At 45.8% G+C, this 16260-nt stretch carries 20 protein-coding genes and 1 riboswitch; of the genes, 6 read left to right on the top strand and 14 right to left on the bottom strand.

The features are described from left to right. The first annotated feature begins 6 nt into the window (after positions 1 to 6). The 3 genes from cotX (at position 7) to cotZ (ending at position 1736) form a co-directional block, all read left to right on the top strand. Positions 7 to 519 (top strand): spore coat protein CotX, encoded by a 513-nt coding sequence (gene cotX / locus MHB62_RS06255; RefSeq protein ID WP_015252341.1) that lies wholly within the window; start codon positions 7 to 9, stop codon positions 517 to 519. A 151-nt stretch (positions 520 to 670) separates the two neighbouring features. Continuing rightward, positions 671 to 1159, top strand: a complete 489-nt coding sequence (gene cotY / locus MHB62_RS06250; RefSeq protein WP_014479465.1) for a spore coat protein CotY — start codon at positions 671 to 673, stop codon at positions 1157 to 1159. Positions 1160 to 1286: 127 nt separating this feature from the next. Further along, on the top strand, positions 1287 to 1736 hold the full coding sequence (cotZ, locus tag MHB62_RS06245; protein WP_029317620.1) for a spore coat protein CotZ: 450 nt from the start codon (positions 1287 to 1289) through the stop codon (positions 1734 to 1736). A 92-nt stretch (positions 1737 to 1828) separates the two neighbouring features. Here cotZ and cotO read toward each other — a convergent pair whose 3' ends face one another. The 10 genes from cotO to MHB62_RS06195 all read right to left on the bottom strand — a co-directional run bounded on the left by cotO (position 1829) and on the right by MHB62_RS06195 (position 10821). Next, complete coding sequence (gene cotO, locus MHB62_RS06240; RefSeq protein ID WP_080265338.1) at positions 1829 to 2512, bottom strand: spore coat protein CotO; 684 nt, start codon at positions 2510 to 2512, stop codon at positions 1829 to 1831. 100 nt (positions 2513 to 2612) lie between these two features. Further along, the gene (gene fabI, locus MHB62_RS06235; RefSeq protein ID WP_003232896.1) at positions 2613 to 3389 is read right to left on the bottom strand and encodes an enoyl-ACP reductase FabI; all 777 of its coding nucleotides are present in this window, start codon (positions 3387 to 3389) and stop codon (positions 2613 to 2615) included. A gap of 135 nt (positions 3390 to 3524) precedes the next feature. After that, entirely contained in the window at positions 3525 to 4340 is an 816-nt protein-coding gene (thiD, locus tag MHB62_RS06230) for a bifunctional hydroxymethylpyrimidine kinase/phosphomethylpyrimidine kinase (protein WP_032721356.1), read from the bottom strand. Between the two features lie 18 nt (positions 4341 to 4358). Next, positions 4359 to 5369 (bottom strand): thiazole biosynthesis adenylyltransferase ThiF, encoded by a 1011-nt coding sequence (thiF, locus tag MHB62_RS06225; RefSeq protein ID WP_017695692.1) that lies wholly within the window; start codon positions 5367 to 5369, stop codon positions 4359 to 4361. Further along, positions 5366 to 6136 carry a thiazole synthase gene (gene thiG / locus MHB62_RS06220; RefSeq protein WP_003232902.1) on the bottom strand — a complete coding sequence of 257 codons (771 nt, stop codon included), beginning with the start codon at positions 6134 to 6136 and terminating at the stop codon, positions 5366 to 5368. The genes thiF and thiG overlap by 4 nt, the downstream gene beginning before the upstream one ends. Next, positions 6133 to 6333 (bottom strand): sulfur carrier protein ThiS, encoded by a 201-nt coding sequence (gene thiS / locus MHB62_RS06215; RefSeq protein ID WP_072173897.1) that lies wholly within the window; start codon positions 6331 to 6333, stop codon positions 6133 to 6135. The genes thiG and thiS overlap by 4 nt, the downstream gene beginning before the upstream one ends. Next, complete coding sequence (thiO, locus tag MHB62_RS06210) at positions 6333 to 7442, bottom strand: glycine oxidase ThiO (protein WP_029726273.1); 1110 nt, start codon at positions 7440 to 7442, stop codon at positions 6333 to 6335. The genes thiS and thiO overlap by 1 nt, the downstream gene beginning before the upstream one ends. Next, the gene (tenI, locus tag MHB62_RS06205; RefSeq protein ID WP_032721354.1) at positions 7426 to 8043 is read right to left on the bottom strand and encodes a thiazole tautomerase TenI; all 618 of its coding nucleotides are present in this window, start codon (positions 8041 to 8043) and stop codon (positions 7426 to 7428) included. The genes thiO and tenI overlap by 17 nt, the downstream gene beginning before the upstream one ends. Continuing rightward, positions 8018 to 8728: a thiaminase II gene (gene tenA / locus MHB62_RS06200; protein WP_003232909.1), complete on the bottom strand. Its 711-nt coding sequence runs from the start codon at positions 8726 to 8728 to the stop codon at positions 8018 to 8020. The genes tenI and tenA overlap by 26 nt, the downstream gene beginning before the upstream one ends. A 78-nt stretch (positions 8729 to 8806) precedes the next feature. Further along, a riboswitch (TPP riboswitch) is annotated at positions 8807 to 8915 on the bottom strand. Between the two features lie 61 nt (positions 8916 to 8976). Next, positions 8977 to 10821 (bottom strand): monovalent cation:proton antiporter family protein, encoded by a 1845-nt coding sequence (locus MHB62_RS06195; RefSeq protein WP_003232910.1) that lies wholly within the window; start codon positions 10819 to 10821, stop codon positions 8977 to 8979. A gap of 234 nt (positions 10822 to 11055) precedes the next feature. Between MHB62_RS06195 and prpE the strand changes: the two genes are divergently transcribed. Next, the gene (gene prpE, locus MHB62_RS06190; RefSeq protein WP_003232912.1) at positions 11056 to 11790 is read left to right on the top strand and encodes a bis(5'-nucleosyl)-tetraphosphatase PrpE; all 735 of its coding nucleotides are present in this window, start codon (positions 11056 to 11058) and stop codon (positions 11788 to 11790) included. A 12-nt stretch (positions 11791 to 11802) separates the two neighbouring features. Here prpE and MHB62_RS06185 read toward each other — a convergent pair whose 3' ends face one another. Genes MHB62_RS06185 through MHB62_RS06170 form a run of 4 tightly spaced genes read right to left on the bottom strand, consistent with a single transcriptional unit; the run spans position 11803 to position 14568 of the window. After that, positions 11803 to 12702, bottom strand: coding sequence for an RluA family pseudouridine synthase (locus MHB62_RS06185; RefSeq protein ID WP_003232916.1), 900 nt, complete (start codon positions 12700 to 12702; stop codon positions 11803 to 11805). Between the two features lie 14 nt (positions 12703 to 12716). Beyond that, the gene (locus MHB62_RS06180) at positions 12717 to 13517 is read right to left on the bottom strand and encodes an NAD kinase (protein WP_003232918.1); all 801 of its coding nucleotides are present in this window, start codon (positions 13515 to 13517) and stop codon (positions 12717 to 12719) included. 18 nt (positions 13518 to 13535) lie between these two features. Then, on the bottom strand, positions 13536 to 14171 hold the full coding sequence (yjbM, locus tag MHB62_RS06175; protein WP_003245294.1) for a GTP diphosphokinase: 636 nt from the start codon (positions 14169 to 14171) through the stop codon (positions 13536 to 13538). Between the two features lie 28 nt (positions 14172 to 14199). Then, positions 14200 to 14568: a hypothetical protein gene (locus MHB62_RS06170; RefSeq protein ID WP_003232922.1), complete on the bottom strand. Its 369-nt coding sequence runs from the start codon at positions 14566 to 14568 to the stop codon at positions 14200 to 14202. Between the two features lie 124 nt (positions 14569 to 14692). Between MHB62_RS06170 and MHB62_RS06165 the strand changes: the two genes are divergently transcribed. Both MHB62_RS06165 and cwlQ read left to right on the top strand, forming a co-directional pair. Further along, positions 14693 to 15265, top strand: a complete 573-nt coding sequence (locus MHB62_RS06165) for a CYTH domain-containing protein (RefSeq protein ID WP_003232924.1) — start codon at positions 14693 to 14695, stop codon at positions 15263 to 15265. Between the two features lie 14 nt (positions 15266 to 15279). Further along, positions 15280 to 16014, top strand: a complete 735-nt coding sequence (gene cwlQ / locus MHB62_RS06160; protein WP_003245645.1) for a bifunctional muramidase/murein lytic transglycosylase — start codon at positions 15280 to 15282, stop codon at positions 16012 to 16014. Positions 16015 to 16260: the final 246 nt, after the last annotated feature.

The following is a 16260-nucleotide window of genomic DNA, read 5'->3' as shown; positions in this document are numbered from 1 at the left end:
ATAGATATGGAAAGCAGACCATACTCTTGGGTTGCACTTGATCCTGACTGTGACCATCCGTTAGAGCACAAAGAGAAAGAAAAAGAAGAAAGAAAATGCAATTGCGATATTTGCTGCAATAACAATGGGTTTGGCAATGACAACAACGCCTTTATCGACCAAGATCTAGCTCAGGCAAATCTCAACAAACAAGTCTCAGATGAGACGATTATTATTAGAGACTCTTGTGACATCAACGTTTCATCTACAGACGTTCAAGCCGTAACATCTATTGTAACAGCGCTTAATGCAGCTGTCTTGACAGTAGCTCTCACCTCCATTGCAGATGGCGTTATTGCTGAATTAGTCGCACAAGATTTATTGCAGCTTACAGCTAACAAGCAAGTAAACCGCCAGAAACTTCTTATCGAATGCTCCCGCGGCGTAAACGTCACAACAGTAGATGCCGATATCGCAACCCTTGTCTCTACAGCTACAAACGTTCTGATCGCTGTCCTAGTCATCACTCTTGTCCTCTAGAACCTAAAAGCAGAGCTAAAAACGCTCTGCTTTTTCTTATTTTCCAAGCATATGATGAATATATAGACGTTCACCCACACCAAGTGGGGCACGGGTACATATGTTGTTAAGGACTAAAGTCAAATACCCTATAAAGAAGGAGCTGAAATCAATGAGCTGCGGAAAAACCCATGGCCGGCATGAGAACTGTGTATGCGATGCAGTGGAAAAGATTTTAGCAGAGCAGGAGGCAGTTGAGGAACAGTGTCCGACTGGCTGCTATACAAACCTTTTGAATCCGACAATTGCAGGTAAAGACACAATTCCGTTTCTCTTGTTTGATAAAAAAGGCGGATTGTTCTCCACATTCGGAAACGTGGGGGGATTTGTGGATGATATGCAATGCTTTGAATCCATTTTCTTCCGCGTTGAAAAATTATGTGATTGCTGCGCAACACTGTCTATTTTACGCCCTGTCGATGTTAAAGGCGATACCTTAAGTGTTTGCCATCCTTGCGACCCGGATTTCTTCGGGCTAGAAAAAACAGATTTCTGCATTGAAGTGGATCTCGGATGCTTCTGCGCGATTCAGTGCCTGTCACCAGAGCTAGTTGACAGAACATCGCCTCATAAAGATAAAAAGCATCATCACAATGGATAAACACTTGTAAAGAGGAATCCCCTTCCAAACTCTATTACAGGTGCAAATCATTCAGCTGCTTCCTGCGTGAGGCAGCTGACTCTCCATCATTTCGCCAGTCTCAAATTTATAAGGCAGGAGGGATAATATGAGCCAGAAAACATCAAGCTGCGTGCGTGAAGCTGTAGAAAATATTGAAGATCTGCAAAACGCTGTTGAAGAAGACTGCCCGACCGGCTGCCACTCTAAGCTTTTATCTGTAAGCCATTCGTTAGGCGACACAGTGCCTTTTGCAATATTTACATCAAAATCAACGCCATTAGTCGCCTTCGGAAATGTCGGCGAACTCGATAACGGCCCTTGCTTTAATACAGTATTTTTCAGGGTCGAAAGAGTGCATGGAAGCTGCGCAACACTGTCATTATTAATCGCATTTGACGAACACAAACACATTTTGGACTTCACCGATAAAGATACGGTGTGTGAAGTGTTCCGACTCGAAAAAACGAACTACTGTATTGAAGTTGACTTAGACTGCTTCTGCGCAATCAACTGCTTAAATCCTCGATTAATCAATCGTACACATCATCATCATTAATCATAAGCTGGAAAAGCTTGCAGGCCTGCAGGCTTTTCTCTATGTAAAAAAGCTGTCCGGCAACATCAGCCGGGCAGCTTTTTTCTTTTTCGTTAAAAACCGAGCGGGTGCAAAGAGGTAATATCATCGATTGCCAGTTCGGTTGGGGCTCCGTTTCCGGTTGTTCGAAGCAGGACGGAATCATTTCTTCTTCCGACAATCACGCCCCTGTACGTTCTTCCATTGGCTTCAATCAAACAAAGCGCTCTCGGCATGTTATGAGGCAGCTTTGTTAAAAAATCAATTTTTTCGTGGATCGTCATCTTGCTCATCGGTTTTTTCACTTTTCGTGCCGGCGGTGCTTTTTCCTCCGCTTTATCAGCACTATGGACAGCTTCCGGTTCTTTCTCAGGCTTCCGGGCCTCAAGTGCAGGCTCTTCCTTTTTTTCTGCTTTCGGGGGCTCGTGTTCGACGGTTTCTTCTACGGCCTGCGGCTCTGCTTTCTGTTCCTCTTGGCTTTTTATGTTCTCTGGCTCTCTCACCTCTTGTATTTGCTGACTCACTGGTTCGGCTGCAGGCTTTTGGTCTTCTTGCAGGACATCCTGTGCCACAGCTTCCTCCTGCTGCTTCTCATGGTAAGCCGGCTTTTCCTCAGCTTTTGGCGGAGCGGGTTTGTCGGCCTTTCTTTTGATGACAATCTCCTGCATGGATGACCTTGTAGTTTCTGCATAATCCGGCTGAACAATATACATGAGCGGTTTTTTATCCGCGTTTCTTTTCTTATTAGACATCTTCATCCCTCCGATTGTGTCATATTCTATCTATATGACAGAAAGCTGAAAATCAGAAGAAATAAAAAAGCAATCCCTATTCGGGATTGCTTGAAATAGATCCTGCTTAGCGGGCAGTGATATGGAAACCTGAATCAACGTGAAGATTTTCACCTGTAATCCCGCGGGACATATCGCTGAACAAGAACGCAGCTGTATCGCCCACTTCTTCAGGTGTTGTCGTGCGGCGAAGCGGTGCACGCTCTTCGATGTCTTTTAAGATAGAGTTGAAATCGCTGATGCCTTTAGCAGATAATGTTCTGATCGGGCCGGCAGAAATGCTGTTAACGCGGATATTTTCTTTTCCTAAGTCAGCAGCTAAATATTTCACACTTGCATCAAGAGAAGCTTTTGCTACACCCATGACGTTGTAGTTTGGCATCACAAGCTCTCCGCCAAGGTACGTCAAAGTGACAATGCTTCCGCCTTCAGTCATCATCGGACGTGCCGCTTTGACAACAGCAGTCAGAGAATATGAGCTGATGTTATGAGCCAAAAGGAAGCCGTCACGATTTGTGTTTAAGTATTCGCCGACAAGCTCTTCCTTGTTGGCAAACGCGATACAATGCGCGATACCGTGGATTACACCGACCTGCTCCTTAATGCTTGCGAAGCAAGTTTCGATTTCTGCGTCGTTTGTAACATCGCAAGGAAGGATGATGGAATCGTTGCGGTCTAATGTTCCAGCAAGCTCGTGAACGGATTTCTCCAGGCGTTCACCAGCGTATGTGAAAATCAAACGTGCACCCGCTTCATGTAAAGAACGCGCAATGCCCCAGGCGATGCTGCGTTTGTTGGCTACCCCCATCACAACAATGTTGCGGCCTTCAAGTGAAAAATTCATATGTATAAAGCCTCCTATATTTAATAAAGACATAGTATTAGTACCTGATCTTAATTCCTATCATATCATAACCTTGTCCAGATGAAAAGCGCATACCGTAGCAAACGCAAAAGAGATCACCATCAGCTGGTGATCTCATCGGCTTGTATTTAAGCTGTTTCGTTTAAAAGCGAAATGGTTTGTCGGCCCGTGTCCCGACCCGATGCCGAGCGTATTTTCCACCGCTTCACGGACAAAGTTGGCCGCAACCTCAAATGCCTGATGGATGCTGTCTCCTTTAGCCGTTTGGGCCGTTAAAGCCGCAGCAAAGGTGCAGCCTGTGCCATGCGTATGCTTCGTATTGATATAAGGATGGGTGATTTGCATAAACATGCTGCCATCAAAAAGAAGGTCAGTAATGTGATTGTCCTCAGGCTGGTGCCCGCCTTTGATAATGACATGCTGCGCACCCATCTTGACGAGCTGCTCCGCTGCTTTTTTCCGGTCATCCAGCGAGCTGATTGTCATTCCTGTCAGCGTTTCTGCTTCCGGGACATTCGGCGTAATCGCGTAGCTTCTTGGAATGAGCAACTCCTTTAAGGTGGCAACTGACTCATCACGCAGCAAGGATGCCCCGCCCTTTGCGATCATAACCGGATCAACAATTACACGATTGAATCCGTACTCGTCAATTTTTCTTGCCACTTCTTCAATCATGTCGGCATTCCAGAGCATTCCCGTTTTGACTGCATCCGGTCTCAAATCCTCAGCAACAGCGTCAATTTGCTGTCTCAACGCCTCTACAGTCAGCGGATGCACCCCATGAACGCCAAGCGTATTTTGAGCGGTTACCGCTGTAATCGCAGACATTCCGAATACATCAAGCTCCTGCAAGGTTTTAATATCAGCCTGTATCCCTGCGCCGCCGCCTGAATCTGATCCGGCGATTGTCAATGCTTTATATATACTCATTACACTACACTCCTTTTATTACCCGATCCATTTATGATAAATGGATTTTGCCCGGGCAATATCATTTGTTCCATGGATCAAAGCTCTGCCGTCCCGGAACAGCACCATTTTCATATCATCCGAGCGGCAGGAAATTAAATACGGGTTCGCAGCTACTTCAAGCCCGGCCTGCCTCAGCTGACCGGCAAGCGCTTCAAGATCCGCTTCTTTCGTAATAGATGATCTGATCTGCACCGTGTTCCTGCCGCACAATACAGCCGCTTTTGTTTGATTTTCATATGACAAAAACGGAAAATCCTTTGTGCCGCAGCTTGGGCATGCGTCATGTTTGAGACTGGCCGCTCTCACTTCTGACCGCTCATTTTTCCACAAATCAAAGGAGCGCAGCACCGGCTCGCACTCCTCTCCCGTCAGCAGCTTCAGTGCATCTGTTACCTGAAAGACTGCTACCTGCAAAACAGCCGGACTGATGATGCCGGCTGTGTCACATGTTGCTCCGCCAATCGGAAGTGTATCGAGCAAGCAATGCAGGCAAGGGGTAGATCCCGGCACCACGGTAAAGGTGAGGCCGTAGCTCCCTACACAGGCACCGTAAAGAAAAGGAATCCCTTCCTTTACCGCAGCATCATTTACGATCAGGCGGGTTTCAAAATTATCAGCCGCATCCACAATAATCGATGCATCCCTAATCAGCTCGAAGATATTTTCTGCTGTCACATCCATGACAAGTCCGGTCACATCAACATCGCTGTTAATCGAACGGAGACGGCGCTCCGCAGCGGCTGCTTTCGGCATTTCTTTTTTGACATCATCTTCTGTATAAAGCTGCTGGCGCTGGAGGTTGCTCCATTCAACATAATCTCTGTCGGCAATTTTCACAGAGCCGACTCCCGCTCTCACCAGCATTTCTGCACTGGCTGTTCCGAGCGCGCCGGCGCCGATAATCACGGCGCGCGCTTCTTTCAATTTTTTCTGGCCGAATGGGCCGATCGGAGCAAACAGCTCCTGCCTTGAATACCTGCCTGTCATACAGGAAGACCTTCTCCCGGACTGCTTGCCGTTCCGTATTGCTTAAGCGGGATGCGGCCCGCCTCATAAGAAAGGCGTCCTGCTTCCACTGCGAGCTTCATGGCACGAGCCATTTTCACAGGATCGTCAGCGCCCGATACAGCCGTATTGAGCAGTACGCCATCCGCTCCAAGCTCCATTGCGTATGCCGCATCTTTAGGCGAGCCGATTCCCGCATCCACGATGACCGGCACTTTCGCCTGTTCAATAATAAATGACAGATTCAAAGGATTTAAGATTCCTTGTCCTGATCCAATCGGAGATGCACCCGGCATGATGGCATGAACGCCGAGCTCTTCCAGCTTTCTCGCCAGCACAACGTCATCCGACGTGTACGGGAGCACAATAAAGCCTTCTTCAAGAAGCTGTTCAGACGCTTTTAATGTCTCAACAGGGTCAGGCAGCAAGGAACGGCTGCATCCGATGACTTCAACTTTAATCATGTCACAAAGGCCTGACGCTTTTGCCAGCCTTGCAATCCGAACCGCTTCTTCAGCACTGCTGGCGCCCGCTGTATTCGGCAAAAGCGTATATTTGGATAAATCAAGCTGTTCCAGAAAATTCGGCTGAGATGCTTCAAAGATGTTCATTCTCCGCACAGCAAAGGTTAAAATATCAGACTCGGAAACAGCTACTGCTTCCTTTTGAATGTCAAACGATGGGTATTTCCCCGTGCCCAGCAGCAATCTTGATTGAAATGATTTTCCGCCAATTGTTAACATGCTCATCCGCCTCCTACAAAATGGACAATTTCAATGACATCACGATCACAAAGCTCAACCTCGTGATAGCGTTCTTTCCCGATTATTTCTTTATTTCTTTCCACGATAACAATTTTATTTTCAAGCTGATAAGACGCCAGCAGGTCTTGAATTGTACCTGTGTCTTTTTCCCACTTCACGTCTTTACCGTTCAGCTGTAGCATCATATCTGAACCGCCTCCTTGCGATCAATTCGGAATGCGTGCAGCCAGTCTTGGTTGACCTCTTTATTCATGATGAGATCACTGATCAAAGCGCCCGTTGCGGGAGCAAGCAGGATCCCATTTCTGAAATGGCCCGCCGCAAATAAAATACGGCTGTCCTCAGGATGTCTGCCGATGTACGGTTTTCCATCCTTTGTTCCCGGCCGGAGTCCCGCCCAAAAACGATCCACCTTCATATTCTGTATAGCCGGCAGCATCGTTTTTGCTTTTTTCATAACCGATTCCAATCCGCCAAGATCCGGTGTTTCACTCCAGTCCCCCGGCTTCATTGTCGCGCCGACAACCAGTTTGCCGCTTTTTCTCGGTACGATATAGCAGTGATCATGGTAAAGCGTTTTTGTCAGCGGGATATCATCATTCCAAACGGACAGGCACTCCCCTTTTACAGGGAGAAAAGCATTGTTCAGTCCAAGCTGTTTAAAAAACATTCCGCTCCACACCCCGCTGGCAACGACAACATGATTAGCCCATACGTCTCCGCTAGGGGTCTTGATGGACAGGGCTTCACCGTCACGTTCGACATGCAGGACGGGCGTATGCTCAAAAATCTCCGCCCCAAGCATTTTTGCTGCTTTCACATATGCCTTGCAAACAAAATAAGGCTCCACATGCACATCATCCTGAATAAAAGATGCACCAAAGATGTCACCAGACGCATACGGCTCTTTTTCTAACACCTCTTCTTTTGAATACCAGCTGACAGAGTCCAAATCGTCCATCTGTCTCAGCTGCAGCACATCTTCTTCAGAAAATGCAAGTTTAAACATACCGCCGTTATGCTGCCTGATATCCACACCGGATAATGCATAAAGCTCTTCTCCAAGACCTTTGTACAGACGCTGGCTGTGCATGGCGAAATCAAAAAACGCGTCACGTTCCTCGCATTCGGCATGGGCGCCCAGCATTCCGGCAGCGGCACTTGTCGTTCTGCCGCCCATTGTTCCGCTTTCAAACAATGCGGTGTTTTTGTTTTCCTTTGCCAAATAATAAGCAATTGCGGAACCGATAATTCCGCCTCCAATCACCACTGCTTCATAATGCCTTTTCATAGCGCATCTCCTTTAGCTTGCGGGAATATCGTCTGGCTGCTTCCAAAGGTTCAGCGGAAGAGAAAATTCCTGACATAACAGCAATGCCGTCTGCCCCTGCTTGTTTTACGTCTCTTAACCTGTCCGGCATCATCCCCCCGATGGCTATAACCGGGATGGAAATCCGCTGTTTGATATCTGACAGCAAAGATACTCCTCTGCCTTCAAGACCCTTTTTGCAATCCGTTTCAAACACATGGCCGAACAGCACGTAGTCCGCGTCTTCCTTTTCTGCTTGAACCGCTTCCTCCAGTGAATGCACCGACCTCCCGATATGAAGGTGTGGAAATCTGGCTCTGATCTGCTTCGGTGAAAAGCTGCCGCTTGGCAGCTGCACGCGGTGAATAGTAGAGAAAAGTGCAATATCCACGCGCCCGTTCATCACCAATTTTCGTTTATCTATACCGCCTTCAAAAATAAGATCGAGCAGTTTCAAAATATCCGCCGCCGATTTTGAGCGTTCCCGAATGTGAATAAAATCAACTTCATTCTGAATCGTAATGATGATTCTCGCTAGCTCTTCTACCGGCTTGCTGTCATCCGTTATGGCGTGAAGCTCCACATTCCTCCACCTCTTTTATGGCGCTGTCAGACCAGCCTTCTTTTCGATAGGCCATTCCCCAAAATTGATATTCATAGTAGCTGGAGATGACAAAATTCTCTTTCATCTTGGCACGCACTTCCTCCGTGCTGTTTTCCGCCAGCTCATCAAAGCGGTTGATTTGCTCCTCGACCTGTTGTCTAAACCAATCACCGCCATATGTGCCAATCCACTTCTGATAAATTGGATGCCCCGGATCACAATGCAGCAATTTCTCACCAACCTCGTAATAGAGCCAATAGCATGGCAGCAGGGCCGCTAAGATTTCTGCGAAATTCCCGCTCAAAACCGAACGGTACATATGGGATGTATAAGAGTACGCCGTAGGAGACGGCTTAAACGCCTTACGCTCTTCCTCGCTGATTTCCAACAGCTCGGCAAACTCGCGATGAAGCGCCATTTCCGCCTCATATGTACCTTGGGCATGGCTTGCCATCCGCCCCGTTGTATAAAGATCCTTCGCATAAGCGGCACCAAATGACTGCACCTTTGCAAAATGCGTTAAATAATAGGAATCCTGAAGTACGTAGTATTTAAAACGGTCAATCGGAAGCGTTCCGTCACCGATTCCTTGAACGAACGGATGGACAAAGCTCCCCTCCCACCATTCTGCGGCTGCACTGCGGCATTCTTCTGAAAACTTCACAAATCATTCCCCCTCTGAAAATAAAAAAACCACTTTCCCGCAAGGAAAAGTGGTTTGGAATTGGCATAGTAAAATAACACAAATACCGCTCCACTTCCCTACGCAGGTCTGAACCTGTTCAAGTTATGAGGGTCTAAAAGTCACACTTTTATCTCAGCCCTTATGAAGGACACCCCTAGTGGTTAAACGAATACATATTGAATTGTTCTGCACCTCTATATTAACACGAATCCTTATTTGGTCAAGATTTATCCTTCCAATGTTTTCTTAAGATCCGTTACGTACCCCCGAGATCCGGTGACAATTAAACGGTCTCCAAGTTTCAGCCTCGTATCCCCATGAGGAACGATGCTGTCCACACCTCTGAAGATCCTGACAAAGATGACGTCACCTGTTAAAGGGAATTCCCGTAAAATGACACCATCATATTTACTGTTCTCCATATTAATTTGATACAGCGAAGACTCTTGGTTCGTGAGCAGCTTCATGACGCCAGGCGCTTCAATCAGTGCGCGAAGCAGCGTTTTTGTCGACAGCAGAATAGAAAAGATGCTGATTCCCTGCTCCTTCAGAGCTGCTTCATGCTCCGGTGATCCTACGCTTGCAATGACTCTTTCTGTGCCTTTATCTTTTGCAAGTAATGCAATGTCTGCATTCATATCTTCATTTCCTGTCGCCACAACGAGGATATCCGTTTCAAAAATGCCGAGTGATTCAAGCGTCTCGTGTTCATAGTCAGAAATTGTTTCAACAGCAAACACTGATTCTGACAGCTTTTCCTCCGCATTCTCTTGGTAGACGTGTACAACACGCACGTCATACTCTTCCTCTGGCAATTCGAGTGTGACAGGCAAAGTCATTTGATTGGCGCCAATGAACGTAATCGTCTTTTTCTCCTCCGGCTGCTCTTCCCGTTTGTATAATTTTTTAAAACAGATCGGCGTAAAAATACTTGCAATGACGGCTACTAAAATTAGCGCTCCTGACATATTTGTACTGATCACGTGAAGCTGCTGGCCGATTGTTGCAGCAGCAATCACGAGCGAAAGCGTTGATGTCAGCAGGAAACCAGACGCGAAAATGGTTCGGTTATCATACCACTTCTTTAAGTACATGACAGGAATGATTTTGCTGACTAACAGCGCAAGCAGCAGGAGCGGAATCATGATTAAAATTGTTTTATCCTGGAAAAGAGTCCAAATATCAAGCTTCACACCGACCATCACGAAGAAAATCGGTATTAAGAACCCATAACCGAATGAGTCCAGCTGCTGAACAAGTTCTTTGTTTGGCGAAAGCAGGGAAACAAGAACCCCCGCTAAGAAAGCGCCGAGAATATTTTCCGCCCCAAGTGATTCAGACAGGGCAACGAGTACAATGATTAACGTAAAAATGGCACGCGTCCCGATCTGGATCGTCCCTTTTGACATGGATTGAACAAAAGAGCGATGTTTGAAGACCCGGCCGAAAAAGTAAAGCACCACTCCGGCCGCAAACAGAATCATCAGGAGCCACATGTTTCCGCTGTCCTCTCCGTATAAAGAAGAAAAAACAGCAAGAAGAATCATCGTGGCCAAATCAGCAATAACAGCAACAAGCAAAATAATCTGCCCGATATTCGAATTCATGATCCGTTCTTCTTTTAATGTTGGAACGACAACGCCTAATGAAATCGTTGAAATAATCAGGGTCATCAAAAATGCATTTTGGATAAATCCGGCCAAGACGAACCCATAGGACAAGAGCAATGATAAAATAAAAATACCGACGAAAATAACAGATGCCGCAGCAAACGTATTCGGCGCTTCCTTGCCATTCGGCAGGAACTGCTTTTTCTTTCCTTTCTCAAACGACGAAAAATCAATTTCAAGCCCGCTTAAAAACATTAAAAAGATAAATCCGAGCATAGAGAGTGTCTGGAGCCAGGTGTCACCCTCCACAACTAAATTAAGGCCGCTTTTCCCAATTATCAGCCCCATAATGATTTCAGCAACAACAACCGGGATGCTGAGTTTAAACCGATGCAAAAGGATGGGTGTCAAAAATGCAACGATAAGTACAACAACTAAAGATGCGACAGATGTATGCGCCATAATCAGAACCTCCTTTTTAAGTCAGGGTTATGCTAGTTCTCACTCAGAGAACAAAACCTCATTTTTAAAAAACATAACGCGATTTTAACAAGGGTGATGATGAAAAATAAAGTGATAAGGTCTTAATCCTGTTTAGAAAATGATTCTTCTTCTATAATTTGCACATAAAAGCTTGTGATGACTCACAACACTTTGCTTCATAATAAATAAAACAATCGGTAAGGAGGAGACCGCATGGCTTACGATATCATCAGCGATATTCATGGCTGCTATGACGAAATGACTGCATTAATCCAAAAGCTTGGCTATACAATCAAAAATGGAGTACCTGTCCATGAAGAAGGCAGGGTGCTTGTTTTTGCCGGAGATTTAACTGACAGAGGGCCCAAATCGATAGAGGTCATCCGATTTGTAGCCGGCGCTTACGAAAAAGGCGCTGTGCGTTATGTCCCGGGAAACCATTGCAATAAATTATATCGTTACTTAAAAGGAAATCCGGTAAAAGTGATGCATGGTCTCGAAACAACAGCGGCAGAGCTTGAGGAACTTTCCAAAGATGAGAAAAAATCAGTCAGCGAACAGTTTATGAAGCTGTACGAAACAGCGCCGCTTTACGACATCTTACATAATGGAGAATTAGTTGTCGCCCATGCTGGCATAAGAGCTGACGATATCGGCAAATATACCCGCAGAGTGAAGGACTTTGTGCTTTACGGTGACGTGACGGGTGAAACATATCCGGACGGCAGACCCGTCAGACGTGATTGGGCGGCAGCCTATAACGGAAAGGCTTGGGTGGTATACGGTCATACACCTGTGAAAGAGCCTCGAAAGGTCAATCGCACCATCAACATTGATACAGGCTGCGTGTTCGGAAATCAACTGACAGGCTTTCGCTTTCCAGAAATAGAAACCGTCTCTGTTCCAAGCTCCTTGCCTTACGACGAATCAAGATTTCGCCCCATATAAAAAAGGAGAGAATCAATGATTCTCTCCTTTTATCAGTTTTCTCATGTCCTGAGGCAGTGGAGCATGAAACGTCATGTTCTTCTGTGTCAGCGGATGGATAAAAGAAAGATGCTCGCTGTGCAGAGCCTGCCGGCCAATTTCCTGTCTCGTACCGCCGTACAGTGTATCGCCGCACAACGGGTGCCCGAGATAACTCATATGAACACGAATTTGATGGGTTCGTCCAGTCTCAAGCTGCAATGCCACCGAGGTCATGTCGTCATTTGCACATGTGACGTAAAAATGAGTAACAGCCTTCTGGCCGTCTGGCGTTACCGTCCGTTCAATAATACTGTCAGGATGTCTGCCAATCGGAGCATCGACTGTTCCCTCCATCTGTGCCATCCGCCCGTGAACCACTGCTGCATACCGGCGTTTCACAAGGCCGTTTTTTTGCGCAGACGATAAAATGGAGTGGGCAAATCGATGCTTGGCAACAAGCATGACACCTGATGTATCCCGGTCTAGCCGGGTGACAAGATGTACTGTCGCCCTCACTCCGGTTGTTTGATAATGATCAATAATTCCATTGGCAATGCTGCCGGAGGGGTGCTCTCTCGAAGGGATTGATGACACATACGGCTGCTTGTTTATCACAAGCACATGTTCATCCTCATAAAGGATATCGAGCGGAACAGGCTCTGCCAGCAGCGTCTCGCTCACCTGTTCCTCAGGAAACTTCACGATAAGAAGATCTCCCTCTTTCAAAACGTATTTGACCGTCACATGCTCACCGTTAATCTGCAGGTCTCCCCCGCCAAACTTAATATCGGTCAGCAGACGTTTCGAAATTCCCATTTCACCGGCATATTCTTTTACAGTCATCCCGTCCTCAGCGGAAGTAATGTTCTTTCTGATAAAAAAATGCTCCACGATATGTCCTCTTTCTATTCACCTTTTCCAATAAACGAATCCTGGACTCTTTTCCAAAATGGAAACGGACGGAATCTCGCAAACCGCACTTTTTCGGATGCAACTTGGCAGCGGATCGACTTTACATCCTTATGGAGAAGGGTTAAATGGTCAATCGTCACTTGAAAGTCAACTTCGTTTCTCGGCTTAATCATGCAATCATGATGGGATGGGAGAAGCAGAGGTGACCCGACCGTACGGAACACGCGGTTATTAATTGAAGCCATTTCCGCAAGCTGGATCGCCCTGATAGACGGATGGATAATCGCTCCGCCCAGCGCCTTATTGTAGGCTGTGCTGCCTGATGGAGTTGACAGGCAGAGGCCGTCGCCCCGGAAGGTTTCAAAGAGCTGCCCTTTGATTTCCACATCAGCAACAAGGCTTCCTTCGATGCTTTTAATCGTACATTCATTCAAAGCTAAGTATCTTTCTTCCCGCTCGTTTTCGTGATAGGTCACAATGACTTCGAGAAGCGGGTATTCGACTGTATGATACGGCGTTTTCGCGATGGCAAGAACAAGTTTTTCAATTTCATGAGGAACCCAGTCGGCATAAAAACCCAGATGACCTGTGTGAACGCCGACAAATGCTGTTTTGTCCAAGCGGTCGCTGTATCTGTGAAAAGCATACAAAAGCGTTCCGTCGCCTCCGACTGAAATAACGATTTCCGGTTCATTTTCATCCAGTTCCATATCAAAATCCAATAAATACGCCTGTATTTTGCTTTTCAGCGTATCAGAAACTTGATCTCCTTTTGATGATACGGCAAATTTCATGCTCTTCTTCCCCTTTACCTATTGTTGCTCGCTTCCTTTTTTCTTTCTTGAAAAGGCAGCTTGAGCTTCCTGTACTTCACCCCTGATCTCCGACATCTCTTCATCAAGCCGGGAAGCCGCTTCAGAAGCGCGCTGAAGCCTTAGTTTTACTTTTTCAGGAATGTTTCCGCTGTATTTATAATTCAATGAATGTTCAATGGTCGCCCAAAAATTCATCGCCAGTGTACGGATCTGTATTTCTACGAGAACATGCTTTTCTCCGGATACCGTCTGCAAAGGGTACAGCACAACAAGATGGTATGATCGGTATCCGCTCTCTTTATGTTCCGCAATATAATCCCTCTGATCCACAACGGTGAAATCTTTTCTGGCAAAAAGCATCTCTTTTACGATTTGGATGTCATCGACAAATTGGCACATGATTCTAAGGCCAGCAATGTCCTGCATGGTTTCAATTTCATGCAGCGGTATGCTTTTCCGTCTCGCTTTTTCAAGTATGCTCGCCACAGGCTTGACGCGTCCGGTCACAAATTCGATCGGTGAATGGTCGTCCTCGTATTCATATAGTGTGCGGATCCCCTTGAGCTTCACTTTCAACTCTTCGACAGCCTGGCGGTACGGCACTAAAAAACGCTCCCATTGTTTGTCATCCATCATACATCCCCCAATTCCGAACCAGTTTCTATAAAAACACGCGTTTCACTTTTTCTTCCATTTCTTCTCCATAGTTTGCATTATCTTTTATATTTTCTAAAAGATATTCCAGCTCCTCATGCAGGCCTGCCAGTTCAATTGTTTGGTCTCCTGCCTCTAAAACAACCGGTATTTTTTGTGCATGGGCCTGCTTCAGTTCCGGCCATACATGTTCCTTTATAATGACATATTCAAAAGAATCAGCTAATTCAAGTATGTATACAAAAGCAAAGTGGTCAGAATCAACAAGCATTTGACCTGACGGCTTGCGTTCCGCTTCGTTTCCTTCTGTCTGACAGGCAAGGCGAAGCTGATCATCCGATAATGTTGCATTCAAAATTTCGATTCTGTTTTGCATAATGCTCTCCTTTTTTAAACAAAGTACAGATTCATTTTATCATATCGAGCTCGATATTGATAAACCTAACATCTAAAGAGATAATAGTAAAAATAAGATTTACAGGGCGGAAAGGAAGAGCATCATGAGCCAAGAGATTGAAATCGAATTTAAAAACATGCTGACCAAACAAGAATTCAAAAACATAGCATCGGCACTCCAGCTGACAGAAAAAGATTTTACAGATCAAAAGAATCATTATTTTGATACAGACAGCTTCGCGCTGAAACAAAAACATGCTGCGCTTCGTATCCGCAGAAAAAACGGAAAGTATGTCCTTACATTAAAGGAGCCGGCTGATGTGGGGCTTCTGGAAACGCACCAGCAGCTTTCAGAGGTATCAGATCTCGCTGGATTTTCAGTTCCCGAGGGCCCTGTGAAGGACCAGCTGCACAAGCTTCAGATCGATACGGATGCCATACAATACTTTGGATCTTTAGCAACAAACCGTGCGGAAAAAGAAACAGAAAAAGGCTTAATAGTTTTAGACCACAGCCGATATTTAAATAAAGAGGACTATGAAATTGAATTTGAGGCGGCGGATTGGCATGAGGGCAGACAAGCCTTCGAAAAGCTGCTTCAGCAATTCAGCATTCCTCAGCGCGAAACCAAAAATAAAATTCTGCGTTTTTATGAAGAAAAACGAAAGTCTATATAAGGTGGAATGACATCGTGAATGTAACGAATTGGGCAGCATTACTTCAGCTTCAGGCATTACAGTCCATATCTAATGCACGCAGCAGCTCGGACACTCAGAATACGGAAAGCCCGCTTTCAAGTTTCAGTTCTTTGCTCAGCCAATATACAAACGGTCTGACATCTCAGCAATCAGCACCTTCTTCATCGCCAAGCCCGCTCAGCATGCTGAACAGCGCGAATACAACAGCGCCGTCACTGCTTTCAGCGTATGGGCTTAACTCATATACGAGCAGCAATTCAGGTTCAGTCACAAAAGCGGCAGAAAGCACTGAAACAGCTGTTGCAGATTCAGCTTCAAACAAACATGAAGCAAATCAGATCCGTTCGGGAGACTTCTCTATTGACAGTGCGATTAAAAAAGCCGCTGATAAATATGGCGTTGATGAAAAACTGATCCGCGCCGTCATCAAACAGGAATCAGGCTTTAATGCAAAAGCGGTCAGCGGAGCAGGTGCGATGGGCCTCATGCAGCTGATGCCGTCAACAGCAAGCTCACTTGGCGTTTCCAATCCGCTTGATCCGCAGCAAAATGTGGAGGGCGGAACGAAATATTTAAAACAAATGCTGGATAAATACGACGGCAATGTGTCTATGGCATTAGCGGCTTACAACGCCGGACCGGGGAATGTTGACCGATACGGAGGCATTCCTCCTTTCCAAGAAACGCAAAACTATGTAAAAAAAATAACTTCAGTTTATTACGCGTAACCAGAGGTGCTCTTTCCCTCTGGTTTTTTTGCGAAGTGAAATCTTACGCATTCCTGATTTTTATGTGATATGATATGAAATACAAACCCCGGCTGTCAGCCGAAATGAGTCATCAAACGCATAAAAGGCAGTTTGTTTGTAGAAATGATGCCTTGTTGCTAAAATAAATCTAGATGAAACAATGAAATACAGAAAATTACTTTTTGCAATAGGATTTATGATTCCTATTAGCCATATTTAAAGGAG

Source organism: Bacillus sp. FSL K6-0255, from assembly GCF_045040725.1.
GTDB classification, from domain to species: Bacteria; Bacillota; Bacilli; order Bacillales; family Bacillaceae; genus Bacillus; species Bacillus subtilis.
This window is presented reverse-complemented; position numbering and strand designations above follow the sequence as displayed.